The organism is Corynebacterium sp. TUM25015 (assembly GCF_056393505.1).
The window spans coordinates 253,906-269,241 of the sequence record NZ_CM150783.1 but is presented as its reverse complement, the minus strand read 5'-3'; the positions used below and the strand labels follow the sequence as shown (position 1 = coordinate 269,241).

11 protein-coding genes are annotated in these 15,336 nt (G+C 60.7%); 6 read left to right on the top strand and 5 right to left on the bottom strand.

What is annotated here, in order from left to right; translation table 11 throughout:
* Window positions 1-38 precede the first annotated feature (38 nt).
* Complete coding sequence (locus AC06DS_RS01245) at window positions 39-464, bottom strand: hypothetical protein (protein ID WP_477100783.1); 426 nt, start codon at window positions 462-464, stop codon at window positions 39-41.
* 216 nt (window positions 465-680) lie between these two features.
* Between AC06DS_RS01245 and AC06DS_RS01240 the strand changes: the two genes are divergently transcribed.
* Genes AC06DS_RS01240 through AC06DS_RS01230 form a run of 3 tightly spaced genes read left to right on the top strand, consistent with a single transcriptional unit; the run spans window position 681 to window position 4,276 of the window.
* On the top strand, window positions 681-1,481 hold the full coding sequence (locus tag AC06DS_RS01240; RefSeq protein ID WP_477100782.1) for a hypothetical protein: 801 nt from the start codon (window positions 681-683) through the stop codon (window positions 1,479-1,481).
* Between the two features lie 10 nt (window positions 1,482-1,491).
* Entirely contained in the window at window positions 1,492-3,249 is a 1,758-nt protein-coding gene (locus AC06DS_RS01235) for a Y-family DNA polymerase (RefSeq protein ID WP_477100781.1), read from the top strand.
* 37 nt (window positions 3,250-3,286) lie between these two features.
* The gene (locus AC06DS_RS01230) at window positions 3,287-4,276 is read left to right on the top strand and encodes a sucrase ferredoxin (protein ID WP_293790713.1); all 990 of its coding nucleotides are present in this window, start codon (window positions 3,287-3,289) and stop codon (window positions 4,274-4,276) included.
* Window positions 4,277-4,337: 61 nt separating this feature from the next.
* Here AC06DS_RS01230 and AC06DS_RS01225 read toward each other — a convergent pair whose 3' ends face one another.
* From AC06DS_RS01225 to AC06DS_RS01215, 3 genes are read right to left on the bottom strand one after another with little or no spacing between them, the layout of a single operon-like run.
* Window positions 4,338-5,018 carry a methionine ABC transporter permease gene (locus AC06DS_RS01225; protein ID WP_293790714.1) on the bottom strand — a complete coding sequence of 227 codons (681 nt, stop codon included), beginning with the start codon at window positions 5,016-5,018 and terminating at the stop codon, window positions 4,338-4,340.
* Entirely contained in the window at window positions 5,015-6,136 is a 1,122-nt protein-coding gene (locus AC06DS_RS01220) for a methionine ABC transporter ATP-binding protein (protein ID WP_477100780.1), read from the bottom strand. The genes AC06DS_RS01225 and AC06DS_RS01220 overlap by 4 nt, the downstream gene beginning before the upstream one ends.
* Before the next feature lie 38 nt (window positions 6,137-6,174).
* Window positions 6,175-7,035 (bottom strand): MetQ/NlpA family ABC transporter substrate-binding protein, encoded by an 861-nt coding sequence (locus tag AC06DS_RS01215; RefSeq protein WP_477100779.1) that lies wholly within the window; start codon window positions 7,033-7,035, stop codon window positions 6,175-6,177.
* A gap of 175 nt (window positions 7,036-7,210) precedes the next feature.
* On the opposite strand from AC06DS_RS01215, the gene AC06DS_RS01210 reads away from it, so the two are divergent.
* Together AC06DS_RS01210 and AC06DS_RS01205 are read left to right on the top strand one after the other, a co-directional pair.
* Window positions 7,211-10,609, top strand: a complete 3,399-nt coding sequence (locus AC06DS_RS01210; protein ID WP_477100778.1) for an error-prone DNA polymerase — start codon at window positions 7,211-7,213, stop codon at window positions 10,607-10,609.
* A gap of 94 nt (window positions 10,610-10,703) precedes the next feature.
* Window positions 10,704-12,095, top strand: coding sequence for a CE1 family esterase (locus AC06DS_RS01205; protein WP_477100777.1), 1,392 nt, complete (start codon window positions 10,704-10,706; stop codon window positions 12,093-12,095).
* Window positions 12,096-12,108: 13 nt separating this feature from the next.
* Here AC06DS_RS01205 and AC06DS_RS01200 read toward each other — a convergent pair whose 3' ends face one another.
* Entirely contained in the window at window positions 12,109-13,311 is a 1,203-nt protein-coding gene (locus AC06DS_RS01200) for a DUF4272 domain-containing protein (protein WP_293790719.1), read from the bottom strand.
* Window positions 13,312-13,421: 110 nt separating this feature from the next.
* Between AC06DS_RS01200 and AC06DS_RS01195 the strand changes: the two genes are divergently transcribed.
* Window positions 13,422-15,215, top strand: a complete 1,794-nt coding sequence (locus tag AC06DS_RS01195) for an alpha/beta hydrolase family protein (protein ID WP_477100776.1) — start codon at window positions 13,422-13,424, stop codon at window positions 15,213-15,215.
* Window positions 15,216-15,336 lie beyond the last annotated feature (121 nt).

Genomic DNA, 15,336 nt, shown 5'->3' with positions numbered 1-15,336 from the left:
TCTCCGCCGCATGGTGGGGGCGGGCTGTTTCTTGTGTACTAGCGCTTCTTCTTGGCCGTACCGATTGGCTTGATGTGCGCCGTGCCGTCGATCTGTGGGTAAACGAACCAGGTGTATGCTCCGGCGATAACCCACGCGATAGCCATCAACGCCCACGAGCGAGTATTGAGTAGCGGTATCGCCATGAGGGCGATCCACAGTGGGAATAGCGGCGCAACCTGCGATGCGCTGGTGCGATAGCGCTCGCCGCGCTTTTCTACTTCTTCGCGCACCTGCCTGCGATATGGGTGGCTAAACGTTAGCAACAGCGCTGCACCGACGGTGGCTACCAAGACAATGACCTGAAAGCCAGGCGCTAGCGGAGCTGCCATGATGCCTACCGCTAGGCCGAAAAGTGCCGACCCAATGGCGCGCACGACGGTAGGTGGGGCAATGACGGGCTCGTTGTGGTTTTTGGAGCTCATGACTGCCCATTCTAGGTGACGCCACCTTCTCCGCCCCTTCCAGTCTGCGTCTTTAGTCGCGTGTTTGACGTCTCTTTAGGGGAGGGATATATTCGCAACCATCAGGATAGAACATGTGTTCTAATATGTGTTGTTGGTTGTGCGGATATGTCCACGGGCACTGGTAGAAGATGCCTAGAACATGTTGCGGTGGAACAGGGAAGGGAGGTGACGGGTATGGCTCAGGCCGAAACACAGGCGAGAAAGCAGACTACACGGCAGGTGGAGGCAACGACGATCGCCAGTTTGCGGCACAAGATGCGGCAGATCGAATCTGGAGGTGCTCTGACATCCGGTATTTCCAGCGCTTCGGTACTGGAGGTAGTGCCGACGGGGAACGAGGCGTCACAAAGAAAAGACAATGTGTGTGTTGCGCCGGTGCCGCAGTGGCTGGCCGAGCACCTACCGGGCGGTGGGGTGGCGCGCGGGCAGGCAACGCAGGTGTCGGACTGTCCCGCAGTATTGGTGGATATGCTCGCACATCTCACAGCGCAGGGGATGTGCGTGGCGGTGGTGGACTATCCGCGACTGGCGATTGCGGCAGTGGCTGCCGCTGGTGGGGATGTGGAAAGGCTAGTGCTCGTACCAGACTCCACACCACATACCGCAGCGGTGTTAGGGACGCTGGTAGAGGGGATGGATGCGGTGCTGTTCGCAGCCGGCGGGCAGAGCGGTGCTGTGAGTGCGACTTTTATGCGACCGGTGGAGGCACGGTTGCGGAAAAGCGAATGCGCCCTGCTGGTGTGTGGGCAGGCGTGGCCACAAGCGAGGATGCATGTGGATCTGCACGTATGTGGTGTGCAAGGGTTGCGCCGCGGTGGTGGGCGGATCCGCGCCGTGGCGATCGAGGGACGCGTGTGGGGGAAGGCCCAACCGCCACGTACAGTGCAGGCGACGATTGGTGCTGAGAATGTTGTGGATACAGGCGCAGCAGATGCAGCAGGTATAGAAGGCGTGACTTATGCCCACTCTGGGTAGAGCAGTGGGTATGGCCGGTAGCACAGCGGGGAGCGCAACACAGGCGCCCCACAATGTACGAGTGGCTGTGCTGTGGTTTCCGGATTGGCCGGTGTATGTCCAGGCTCAATCACATGGGTGGGATGTGTTGGCGCCTGCCGCGGTGATTACGGACTACCGAGTTCTGGCTTGCAACGCGGCTGCGCGGAGCCATGGCGTCAAGATCGGTATGAAGCAGCGTCACGCGTTGGCGGCCTATCCACAGTTGAACGTGGCTGCGGATGATCCGAACCGGCAAGCGGCGGTACACGAGGATGTACTGAACGCACTGCAGGACGTTAGTGCGGTGGTGGAGACCCTGCGACCAGGTTTACTGGCCTTCCCCGTGGATGCACTATCCAGGTATTACGGCGACGAGGACACTGCGGTAGAAAAGTTGCTGGACGCTGCCGCACGGATTCACGCTGACTGTATGGCAGGGGTGGCCGACGACCTGGTGTCGGCGGTATGGGCAGCACGGCTGGGCAGGACTATCCCTCCGGGAGAGAGCGCAGAGTTTATCGCCGAACTGCCGATCGACGTGTTGGGAATTGAGCCGGAGCTGCGCGCCCCCGTACAGCTAAGCGCTACGTTGCAGCAGTTGGGACTGCGTACGATGCGAGACTTTGCCGACCTTCCACGGGCAGACGTAGCAGCGCGTTTCGGGCAGGAGGCCGTGACCTGGCACCGCATTGCCAGTGGCCATGTGGATAGGGATGTCGCGCCCCGACGACGCCGCGAAGAATTGGAACTGCGCTACGAAGCAGAGGAGCCTATCGCCCGCACTGAAACTGCCGCTTTCATTGCCCGGCATGTGGCCACTGCGCTGCATAATAAGCTCTTCGCAGCGGGGGAGGCCTGCCTGCGCCTGGCTGTGCGGGCCTACTTGGAACCCCCAGCTGGCTATGCTGGGCCGACCGTTATTGAGCGGCTCTGGCGGTGCCGTGAGCCCCTCTCGGAACAAGACACAGCCCAGCGAGTGCGCTGGCAACTCGACGGTTGGCTCACCCGCCTGCGAGCAGGTGCGGGAGCTAACGCGGGAGCTAACGCGGGTGCTGATGTTGGGGCTGATGCTGGGTTCGACTGGGCGGATAGCACCGCTGGTGTCACATGCATTGAGCTTGTGCCCGTGGAAACCGTCCCAGCAGGGAGCCTCGCCGCGCCACTATGGGGTGGACCAGACGAAGGCATCCGGGCCGCGCGGGCTGCCGCCGGGCGGGCGCAAGCGTTGATTGGTATGAACCGTGTGTTGCGTCCCATCCACCGCGGCGGTCGTGCAGTGGCGCGGCGCATCGTTACCGTTCCCTATGGAGAAGATGATCCAGAGGCCATCACCGCCCTGACTACTCGCCAGTGGGAAGGCCAACTCCTGCACCCCCTGCCCGGCTTGATCGGGGCACCCGGATCACGTGACGCCCGCAACCCCAGCGCCGCACACCCCGCAGCACGACTGACGCTACTGGACCGCCACGAGAATCCAGTGCACGTTACAGGCCGGGGTTTGATGAGCGCACCACCGGAAACTCTGCGTTGGGGTGGCCGACGATTGCACATCACCGGCTGGGCTGGCCCCTGGCCCGTTGATGAACACTGGTGGGCAGAGGGGAAGCGCTATGCCCGACTGCAGATCTCTGCCCGGATGTCACCCCGTGAGGAGGAAACGCGCAATACCCGTCATGACGCGCCGGGCGAACAGGCATTTCTACTGGTGTGCAAAGGGAAACAATGGCGGATCGAAGCCACCTATTAGCAAAGCTATGCCCCCGTAACTTGCTACTCTAGATAACATGCCAACAACTAGGAACGCCCAGGCCGGACAGCTCAAAACCAGCGCTGACACCTTAGGCGGAATCTACGCGGACATGTGCTCCCAACGGACCGATGAGACTCTTCCTGGCACCGCTAAGCCGGGTCGCTTGGTCCTTGCCCTGGAGCACCTCACCGCCTGGGGGCACGATATCCTCGACGGCGATGCCTTGGGGAAAGAGCTCAGCACAAAAATTGAGAAATTCCTCGCAGAAAACAATGCTCAGCTGCAGTTCATCCGGCGTCCCGGCCGGGAAGGCCAGCAACGTGCCGCCAACCCCACCCGCCAGCTCTACATCAGCTGGGCCGAGGGCTATGGCGATGATCCCACGCCCATTCTCGAAAGTCTGCAGATATCCGGTCCGGAGGCACTGCTCGATCTTGACCTCAGCGCTCCCGGCGCAGCCGGCGGCCAGCGCATCGACGGTCCGCTGTTACTGGTGTGTACTCACGGCAAACGCGACAAATGCTGCGCAGTATTCGGCCGTCCTGTCGCCGACGAGCTCACCGCCGAATACGGAGAAATAGTCTGGGAATCCTCCCACACCAAGGGGCATCGCTTTGCCCCCTCCATGATTCTGCTGCCGACCAACTACTCCTATGGCCGACTCGGCACTGCCGGAGCTCGCAGCATGCTGGAACGCGCCAAGCAGGGCGAACTGTGGCTGGAAGGCTGCCGTGGCCGCGGGCTGTGGGATCCGGTTGGGCAGGTCGCGGAGCTTGCCGTCGCGGAGAAGATGTCTAAAGAAGGCCGCCCCGTCAAACTGGCAACGATGCACGTTCGTAAGCCGGAAGCAGCCGAGGCTGAAGCCACGGACGCTGGCACCGAGGTGCGCATTGTGCGCGTTACCGACGAAGCTGGTGCACATAAAGAAATCACGGTGCGCCTGACTTCGCGCTCGGGTGGTACATCCGTTCCCTCTTGCGGCAAGAAGCCCAAACAGACCGTGACGTGGGACGCGGAGTTCTAAACCCATAGAAAAACCCCGGGGCAGTTCAGATTTGAACTAGCACCCGGGGTTTCGTCGCTAACTAGCGGCGCATGATCTTCTTCGATAGCCAGTTTCCGCCCAGCTGCGCGATCTGCACGATGACGATGATTACTGCAACGGTCGTCCACGTTACGGCGTCATTAAACGAGCGATAACCGTAGACAATCGCGAAGTCACCCAAGCCACCGGCGCCGATGTATCCCGCCATGGCGGACATATCGACAATGGCGATAAACATAAAGGTCAGGCCTAGGATCAGCGGCCCCAGCGCCTCAGGGATGATTACCGAGAAGATGATCTTCAGCGGCGAGGCACCCATCGCCTTGGCCGCCTCGATCACGCCCGGGTCGATGGCCACGAGGTTCTGCTCGAAGATGCGGGCAGCGCCGAAAGTCGCGGCGACGACCATACCGACGATCGCGGCCTCGGTGCCGATACGGCTCTGCACCACTAGGTCAGTCAGCGGACCGATCGCTGTCAGCAAGATGATGAACGGGATCGGGCGGATGAAGTTCACCAGGAAGTTCGTTACCCAGTAGACCGCACGGTTCTGCAGAATGCCGCCCTTGCGGGTGGTAAACAGTAGCAGGCCGATCATCAGGCCTAGAACCGAGGAGATCACAAGCGTGATCGAGACCATGTAGAGCGTGTCGAAAATGGCCTTTTGGAACGTGTTGCCGTAGCGATCCCAATCCATTTGCGCGAGGGTCATCGTGTTCATCGGATCTCCTCAATCTCGGTGGAGGACTGCATATGGCTGTGGAACTCCTCAATTGCCTGCTCGCCGGCGGCATCGTGCGCCGTCAAGCGCAAGGTAAGGCGACCGAAGCTGTGGTTTTGAAGGGTAGTGACGCCACCGTGGACGATGTTGACCGTCACTCCTGCAGCAGACAGCTTGGATACGGCGTCGAAGAAACCAATTCCCTCGGCCATAGTCACAGTGAAGAGGCGACCGTGCTCGGACTGTAGCGCCTCGGCCTCAACCATATCCGGAGTGTTGCGCAGGGAAGTGGCCACAAAGTTGGCCGCAGTCTGCGTCTGCGGGTTGGAGAAGACTTCGTAAACGCTGCCCTGTTCCACGATGCGGCCGTTCTCCATCACGATGACGGAGTCCGCGATGGCGCGCACAACTTCCATCTCGTGAGTGATCACGACGATGGTGATGCCGAGCTCACGGTTGACCTTGCGGAGGAGCTCCAACACGTCGCGCGTGGTGGAGGGGTCCAGTGCACTGGTGGCTTCATCGGCCAGCAGCAAACTGGGGTTGGTAGCCAGCGCGCGGGCGATGCCGACGCGCTGCTTCTGACCGCCAGAGAGTTGCTCCGGGTAGGCCTTGCCCTTATCGGAAAGGCCGACGAACTCCAGCAGCTCCTTCACTCGTTCCTCGCGCTGCTGCTTAGGCATGCCCTGCAGGCGTAGTGGGTAGGCCACGTTGCCTGCCACGTTGCGGGAGGAGAAAAGGTTGAACTGCTGGAAGATCATGCCGATATCGCTGCGCAGCTTGCGCATTTGCGATTCCGGTAGGGGAACGATGTCCTGGCCATCCAGCAGGATCTGCCCGCTGGTGGGGCGATCCAGGCCGTTGATCTGACGGACGAGGGTGGACTTGCCTGCACCGGAGTAGCCGATAATGCCGACGATGGATCCCGCCGGGATATGAGTGGTGATGTCCTGCAGGGCTCGAACTTCTTTCTTGCCCTGCTTGAAAACCTTCGTCACATCGCGGAAGACGATGTCTGTGCCAGTGTTGCTCGTGCCAGTGTTGCTCGTGCCAGTGTTGCTCGTGCCGGTGGTGCCGGCACTGGGCTGGTCGACGCTAGGTTTCGCGTCTGAAGCCATAGGGAACCTCTTTTGAGAGTGGGGGTTAGGGAAGGGAGCTACTTCTTGATCTGCTTTTCGGTGTCCTTCAGGATCTTAGACAGCTCGTCTGGACCCATCTTGACCTCGACGGAGGTGCCCTTGGACTGCTCGTTCAGCGCATCCTGAACGTCCTTGGAGTGCCAGATGTCGACGAGCTTCTTCAGATCCTCATCGTCCTTGTGCTCCTCGGTGGTGACGAAGGCGTTGATGAATGGCTTTGCAGCCTCTGCCTTTGGGTCATCCTGGACAATGGAGGACTTCGGGTCGATGTTGCCGCGCTCCAGGAAGGAGTTGTTGATGACGGCTGGGGTACCGTCCTTGTAGGCGGTTACGGTCTGGGCTGCATCAACCGGGGTGACCTTGACCTTGGACTTGCTTTCATCAACATCGGCCGGAGTCGGGGAGAGAACCTTATCGTCCTTCAGCTTCACCAGACCGGCGGATGCCAGCACGTGGAGGGCACGCCCCTGGTTGGTCGGATCGTTCGGGATGGCGACCTCGCCGGCTTCCTCGATGTCCTTAACTTCGCTGTGATCCTGGTAGTACACGCCCAGCGGGATGATCTCGGTTGCACCGATCGGTACCAGGTTGGAATCGTTGTTGACGTTGAAGTCAGCCAGGAACATCAGGTGCTGGAAGTTGTTGACGACGATTTCGCCGTCCTGCAGAGCACGGTTCGGCAGGCTGTAGTCGCCGAATGGAACCAGCTCGACATTCAGACCTTCTTCCTTAGCCTTCTGTTCGAAGACCTGCCACTGCTTTTGGCCCTGGTCGGTGGTGCCGATCTTGATCGTGTCATCGTCACCGCCGCAGGCGGAAAGGCTGAAAGCCATAGCTACCGCAGCTACTCCGGCTGCAACCTTCTGGCGAAGGGACATGGGAATCCTCCTGGATTGTCATGGGCCCGGATCTTTTTGGAACGCCCGGGCTGAACTGTGCGATTAAGGTAGCAGTCTAAACCAAAATGAACAACTTAGTCTAGTTTCAGTTTGAGCTTTTTCGGAAGTAGCTACACATTAGCCATTAATAGAATATGTGTTCTATAGTTGGCCTGTGTCTAATGAGTCGCGCAAGCCACAGTCCAGAAGTTTCTCCCTAGGCTCACCACTGAGTTGGAAACAGCTCGAAAGCGTGCTGTCTGGGCAAGGCCCTGGACTGCGGAACCTGCGGGCAATAGGAATAGGGGAGGAGACGGGAGTAACTGGGGGTGAAGGGGCGTCAACAAGAAAAACCGGAATCGCCTTTGCCGAGCTTCATGCCTGCAACACCTACAACTTCCTGCGCGGCGCGAGCCAACCCGAGGAAATGGTTGCAGCGGCGCGCGAACTGGGGCTAAGCGCTCTTGCATGTGTAGATCGCGATGGCTTTTATGGGGCAGCGCGCTTCGCAACGGCGGTGGCTGAGAGCACAGGGAGCTCCGATGCTGGCGAAACGAACCTCGCGACGGTGTTCGGCGCTGAGCTGAGCCTCGACGTGCCTCTCACAGTGCTGTGCAAAGGACGCGAAGGCTATGTGCGGCTAAGTCGCCTTATAACTGACGCCCGTATGGCCGACCCCGACAAAGATTCCGTACGGTACCCCGACCTCTCCCAGCTAGCAGAGGCAGCGGGCGGCCACTGGCTCGTGCTTCTCGACTGGCGGTGGGCAGAAAGCACGACAAGCGCATACACGGCAGCGCGGTTAATAAAGCTTTTTGGCACGGCCAATGTTGTGGTCGAGTTGCAGCACACAATGAACCCGGCGGATGCCGATCGCAACGAACGCCTCCACGCCCTGGCGATGCACTACGGACTGCGTGAGATCGTTAGCAGTGCCCCTACATGCGCCACACCGAAACACTCCCGGTTGGCCGGGGCGAAGGCGGCGCTGCGCGAACGCACAGACGTCGCTGCCGCAGAGCCGACCGTCCACCCGGTGGGCGGCTCGTGGCTGCGCTCGGGGGAGGAGATGCTGCAGCTCGCCGGCGATTGTGAGTGGCTAGCCCGTGCCGTCGAGACTTCCGTGCAGGTCGCCCGCGAATGCGCCTTCACCCTGGATCTCGTTGCGCCGAACCTGCCGCATTTCCCCGTACCGGAGGGATACACGGAAATGTCCTGGTTGCGCGCTATTACCGCCCGCGGCGGAGCTGAGCGCTATGGACGGCGCGGTTCTTCTGCAGCCGCCAACCAGGCGTGGGCCACCATTGACCGCGAGCTGGAAACGATCGAACACTTAGGCTTCCCCGGTTACTTCCTCATCGTCCACGACATTGTCTCCTTCTGTCACGAGAGCAACATCTTTTGCCAGGGACGTGGGTCTGCGGCGAACTCTGCAGTGTGCTTTGCTCTGGGGATCACGACGGTGGACGCGGTGGCGTCGGGGCTGCTATTTGAGCGCTTCCTCTCCCCGGAACGCGACGGGCCGCCCGACATTGACCTCGACATCGAGTCGGGAAGGCGCGAGGAGGTGATCCAATACGTGTACTCCCGCTATGGGCGTGAGAATGCCGCGCAAGTGGCAAACGTGATTACCTATCGCCGCCGTGGCGCGATCCGCGATGCTGGCCGGGCACTCGGCTACGCGCCGGGCCAGATCGACGCATGGAATCGTCACCCAGAACAAACCCCTGAGATTGTTTATGACCTCGCCGAACAGATGCGGGATCATCCCCGACACCTAGGAATCCACTCCGGTGGAATGGTGATCTGTGATCGTCCTATCGCACAGGTCGTACCTACAGAATGGGCGCGGATGGAGGGGCGCTCCGTGGTGCAGTGGGATAAGGACGACTGCGCCGCCGTGGGGTTGGTGAAGTTCGACCTGCTGGGGCTGGGCATGCTGGAAGCGCTTCACCATGCGGTGGATCAGGTGCGTGCGCACCGCGGACGGAACGTCGAGCTTTGGCGACTGGACCCTACCGAATCGGAGGTCTATGCAATGCTTGCCCGTGCCGATGCAGTGGGAGTGTTTCAAGTGGAATCCCGCGCACAGATGTCCACTCTGCCGCGTCTGAAGCCACGTACGTTCTATGACCTCGTAGTGGAAGTAGCGCTGATCCGCCCCGGCCCCATTCAAGGCGGCTCCGTGCACCCATATATTCGCCGCCGCAATGGCCTGGAGCCCGTCACTTTTGACCATCCATGCCTGGAGCCCGCGCTGACAAAAACTCTGGGCATTCCGCTATTTCAAGAGCAGCTGATGCAGATGGCCGTGGATGCGGCGGGGTTCACCGGCGCCGAGGCTGATTCCTTGCGTCGGGCGATGGGATCAAAACGTTCTCCGCAGAAGATGGAGCGATTGAAAAAGCGCTTCTACCAGGGGTTAAAGAATAAAAACGGCATTATGGGCGCTATAGCCGACCGGCTCTGGGACAAGATCGTGGCCTTTGCCAGCTATGGCTTTCCCGAGTCGCACTCGCAGTCCTTCGCCTCCCTTGTTTACTACTCCGCGTGGTTCAAATATCACTACCCGGCGGAGTTCTGTGTGGCGCTGCTGCGGGCACAGCCGATGGGTTTCTATTCGCCACAATCCCTGTTGGCGGATGCTCGCCGCCATGGAGTGCAGGTTCTTCCCGTAGACGTGAACGCTTCTGCCGTGCAGGCCGATGCCGTCGTTCCCTTAGCGACGCCCCCACGTTCCAACCGACCAACGGGAGTTCATGGGCTAGGGCGCGGCACCGCTGAGCCGGTGGGGCAGATACGCCTGGGACTTAGTGGTGCCGGAGGAGTAAAGGGTATCTCCGCCGAAGTAGCGGGGCGCATTGTGGAAGCACGTGAAAGGCTCGGACGTTTCACCAGTGTGGAGGACCTATCGCGAGAGGCTGGCCTGACCACGGCTCAAGTGGAGAAGTTGGCTCGCGCTGGAGCGCTGGGGAGTCTCGGACTGACCCGCCGCCAGGCGGTATGGGCTGCCGGGGTGGCTGCGACCGAACGCCCCGGAATGCTTCCGGGCACGTCCGGGGTACATGCGCCAGCTTTGCCGGGGATGAGTGCTTTTGAGATGGCGGCGTCAGAACTAGAAGCAACGGGCGTAACAACTGATGAGCATCCGGTGCAGTTACTCCGCTCGTATCTGAACCAGTGGCACCGACGCCCAAACGGTGCAAGTGGTGCAAGCAATGCAGGTGGTGCAGCAGTGGTGACCGCCGACAGTCTGTTGCACGTTCCCAATGGCACCCGCGTGCGCGTCGCTGGCGTGGTGACACATCGGCAGCGTCCCATGACCGCAGGTGGAGTGGTGTTCTTTGGGTTAGAAGACGAGACAGGGCTGGCGAATATTGTGGTCTCGCCAGGACTGTGGACGCGGCAGCGGGCAGTGGCATTGAATGCGAAGATCCTGGTCGTGCGAGGGATCGTACACAACGCAGAAGGAGCTGCTGCGGTGACGGCAGATCTATTGGAACAGGTGGAAACTCAGTTACGCCCGGCAGGCGAGATCGCAGGTGCGCATGCGGGGGCGCGAGACTTCCGCTAAGCGGTAGCAGCCTTAGCGCACTGAACGGCTTAGTGATCTTGAACACGGGGTGTGGTGATTGACACAAGCGCAAGGGCAAAGAACAATCGTCCACGTGAACCGCCAACCTTTCGACTCCAGTAACCGCGACGCGCACCGTCGCGAGCGCGGAAACTCTGCTCGAAAGAAGCATCACCATCTGGCCGAGTTTTCGCAGGCGGGAAGCTACGGCGCGCACGCTGCGGAAAATTCTTGGCGGGGGAACAGACGGCGTCATAACCAGAACAATGAGGAAGCACCTGCTGGAAGGCACCGCAGGGAAGACGCCGCAGCGCATAGGCGGCCAACAGAACAGCAATTCCGCCGCCGCCGAATCGCGGCGACAACGTTTGCAGCATTCCTCCTGGTTTGTGCCGCTGGCGTGGGCGTGACAGTGCAGAAACTGACTCACGCTACCCATAAGGATCCACAGGCCCATAACACTGTGAAAGAACCCGCGGACTATGCCCCTACAGAGGCTGTGGCGATCCCGCCTACCAGCCAGAATGTGCAGGTCACGCCTGCGGTTGCGCGTATCCCGAAGAAGTTCCGCCCTATCCACGATGTCATGAAGCCAGGGCAGAATAAGACTCTGCTGGTCAATTCCAGCAACCGTGACCGCCGGTACATCATCAACGTACCTAAGGGTGCAAAGCCGTACTCCAAGAAGGAAAAGTCCGCCAAACCCGGCAAGCCCATCCCTTTGATCTTTGCGTTTCATGGCTACCGTGAGCAGGCAGACCAGATGGCGCGCTACACGGGCCTGGCGGGCAAAGATGCGATCGTGGCATACCCACAGGGAGTGGGTAGTGCATGGGAGGGCGCCCCGTACGCGCGCGTGAAAAAGGGAGAGGATGTGCGCTTTGTTCGTGACATCCTGGACGAAATCTCGTCTACCTACGAGATCGACGCCAACCGTATCTATGCCACTGGCATGTCCAACGGCGGCGGTTTCGTGGGCAAATTGGCCTGCGAAATGCCAGATGAATTCGCAGCATTCGCGGCAGTGTCCGCCGCGTACTACTCGGGAACGTGGAAAGCCTGCGCAGAGAAGGGCTCAGATCCGAAGCACCCAGAAACAGTGCGTTTCAAGCGGGGAGCGACAAGCCCTTTTCTGGATATCCATGGACGCAAGGATCAGACGATCCACTACAGCGGTGGCCCGCGCTATGGCGACGAGTACTTGGGCGCATTTGAGTTTGCACAGCAGTACGCAAGTCGCTCTCGCTGCGTGGGTGCGCCGATCTCCACCCGCGTGACAGATGCTGTGCAACGCGTGCAGTGGCCGCATTGCGGACCAAACATGGAAGTCACTCACCTAGCCATCGGCGATGCTGGCCACACGTGGATGGGTGAGCGCACGGGCGAGGCAGGCGCGGCGGCCAGTGACCCTGAGAGTGAGAGAAAGTCGAATGCCGTGACGGCGACTGGGGAAGTCGCCGCGTTCTTTAAGGCGCACAGCCGATAAGGCCGCGCGCGTTTTAGGTAGAAAGATCCACGTCGTCGTATGCGATTGCGGGGTCGGTGAGCCAGGCGATCGCGCGGTGGCGTTCTACCAGCGTGGAGTGATCCTGGGGCTGCAGAACGCTAGGGCCGGTTGACATAGAGCCGGTAGGCGCCTGGGTCTGTTGCTCCACGGATACCCAGCGCAGGGAATAAACATACTCTGAGGCATCGCAGAGCTCGGAGAGGCTGCGCAGGTTGAGCTCGCTCGCGTCGCGTCCCTCACGATCGACGGCACGGAGGGCGCCCCGGAGGGCGGGAAGATCAACGGGGTTGAAACCGAAAACATCAATGTCAAGGAGGCCTACTGACCAGGCAAGGAACTCTGCGGCGGTGTACGCCCAGGCCAGCTGGTAGGCATCTTCCTGCAGATCCTGACTGTATGCAAGGTTTCCGTCCGCACCAGCCTGCGCAGTCTCTGCGCGGTCAAGGAAGGCTTGCTCCACGGGGGTGAGATGTTCGAAGGAACGGCGGGAGCCAGCGCGGAGGGAGGCGAAGTCCACGGGCTCTCCATTGAGCACGTTTGCTGCGACCGTCGCCACTACGGCCAGGGTGACGGCTCGGTTGAAAACCTCCTCGGCCGGGCGGATCAGCAGCTCGCCTTCGGATCGCACTGGCGGCAACGTCGGCGCCACCTGGAAACCCTGCTGCCAAAGGCCACTGCGTACGCGCCGCATACGCTCCGCAGAGTCCGGGTGACGGGGCACAGAGTTTTCCTGCGCCCCAGTAGAAGAAGAGCTGCCGACCAGGGCTGGATCCAGCAAATCTGCCCCGCCGGCGTTGCGCACAGTGCCATCAGAAAGGAAGAAGACTGCATTCGCCTCACGAGCCCAGTCGGCGAAGTCTCCCAGATGGGAAAAATCAAAGTCGTCTTTACGCTCGAAGACGTAGTGGCGGCGCACATTATGGATGTGCTGCATCACAGCGTGAATATAGGAATTAAAGCTGCCAAAGCGCTGCTGACCTTGCTCGGCCGCGTATCCCTCGAAGCCCTCTAGATGTTCCAGCAGCTCACGGGTCTGCTGGTCATCATCCTCACTAGCGCCGTTGGCGGTGGTCTTCAAAAATGGTCGCTCGGTTTCCTCGAAGCACAGAGCGCGGGAGGCGATAGCGGGCTCGCCCGGCCCGTTGAAAGGCACGTCCGCTCGGACGGTGGAATAGGCGTTCACGTAGATGCTCATGTCTCCACAGCATAGAGTCTCTGCGACAGATGTGCCGTGAACTTTCACCAGCCCACCAGCTGGGACCCACGTCACAGTGGCGGGGAAGCCTGCGCTAAAATACTAGAGTCATGCGCCATACGACTTCCCCCTCGCTTGCGCCCAACGGCACCGCCATTGCCTATATTGTCCGCGATGGTGGTTATCCTTACGCGGTTCAGGCGGCCCTCACCGAGGATGGAGTGGGGAAGGAACGACCCGTCCAACTGCCTACAGAGGGCCCCGTGACGCGCGTACTGCATTCCCCGGACGCACAGTGGATCGCCTGCGAAGTATCCCCTAAAGGTTCGGAAAAGCTCGAGACCTTTACGGTTTCTACAGACCCTGGGGTGCAGGGGGCGTCACCACTCAGGAACACCTTTGACGCTCGCACGCGCCTGGTGGAGTGGGACCGCGACAACCTGGCTATGGACGCGGTGGCCGCCGACGGTATGACTGAGGCGCGTCTGGTGAACCCCAACACATCCCGCTACCTGGTGATGGATCGACGCATTGATGCGCTGCTGGTCGCCGCCGAAGCCGGATATTGCCTGATGCGCGTTGGCCCGCGCGGCAACCGAGAACTTCTGCTGGTCACCCCGCAGGGCAGGTGGATGCCGCTGCTGCCGCCGGAACCAGGCGCGACGACGGAAGACGGGCGGATTCTGCCGATTGCGGACAATCGCCTGGTGATTCTGGTTGTCACCGACCACGGGGCGGAGCGGCGGCGTCTGCTGCGGCTGGTCGTTGATATTGAGAGCGAGCGTCCGGTGTGCGTCGAATCGGAAGAGTTGATTAGCAATCCCGAGGCCGACGTAGACGAATTCGTCATCAGTGAGGATCTATCGACCGCCGCGGTCCTGTGGAACCAAGCGGGGATTTCCAATCTTGAGCTTTTAAGCCTGGGCGACGAACAGCGCGTCCAGGTACGCCGCACTGTGGAGCTGCCGGGCATGGTGGCCGCCGGGCTTTCCATCACCGACGATGGCCGATTGCTGGCTCTCACAGTCGAGGGGCCGAATCTGCCGCCGACGGTGGAGATCCTGCGACTGGAGTCCGGGCGCGTGGAACCATTGGACCCGAACCGAAGTGACCGCCTAGATGAGCGTGCTCGCCAAGGAGATGTGCCCGAGCTGGTTTATTACACCGCTCGCGACGGGCTGGAGCTTTCCGGATGGCTGTATCTGCCCGAGGAACCTGCGCCGGAGCGCCCCGTGTATGTGCACCTGCATGGCGGGCCGGAAGGGCAGTCGCGCCCCACGAACCACGATGTGCTCGCAGACATCGTTGCCGCTGGTTACACGGTATTTACTCCCAATATTCGAGGTAGCAAGGGCAATGGACGGGCATTCATCCACGCCGATGATCGCTATGGTCGCTTCGCCGCCATCGACGATGTGGCGGATACGGTTTCTTTCCTTTGTGACGCCAACTTGTGCACTCCTGGGCGGGTATTCCTCGGCGGTCGCAGTTATGGCGGGTTCTTGGCTGTGTTGGCGGCGGCTCGCTACCCCGACATGTTCCTGGGCGTGGTGGATGCCTGCGGTATGACGAGTTTCGAAACGTATTACGAATCGACAGAGCCGTGGCTGGCAAGCGCGGCGTCCCCCAAGTACGGGTATCCCATGCATGACGCGGAACTGCTGTGGGAGATCTCCCCACTGCACAAGGCCGAGCAGATCACCACCCCAGTACTGCTGATCCACGGGGCGAACGACTCGAATGTCCCACTGCAGGAATCCCAGCAGCTATATGACGCGCTGGTGTCGCACGGCCGCACGCCCCAGTTCTTGGAGGTACCGGGGGAGGGCCACCAATTTGTAAAGCCGAAGTCGCGGCAGCTGATCGGCGAGCGGATTTTGCAGTTCTTTGGAGAACTGAGTTAGCGCCTACCGAGCTAGATTCTTTAGCTATGGCGCACGAGGGTGTGCAGGAGCCCCACGGCAAAAGTCAATAAAGCGTCCTATCGTGGAAAGCGTTGGATCCCTAGTTCCTCTAGAACGGGGA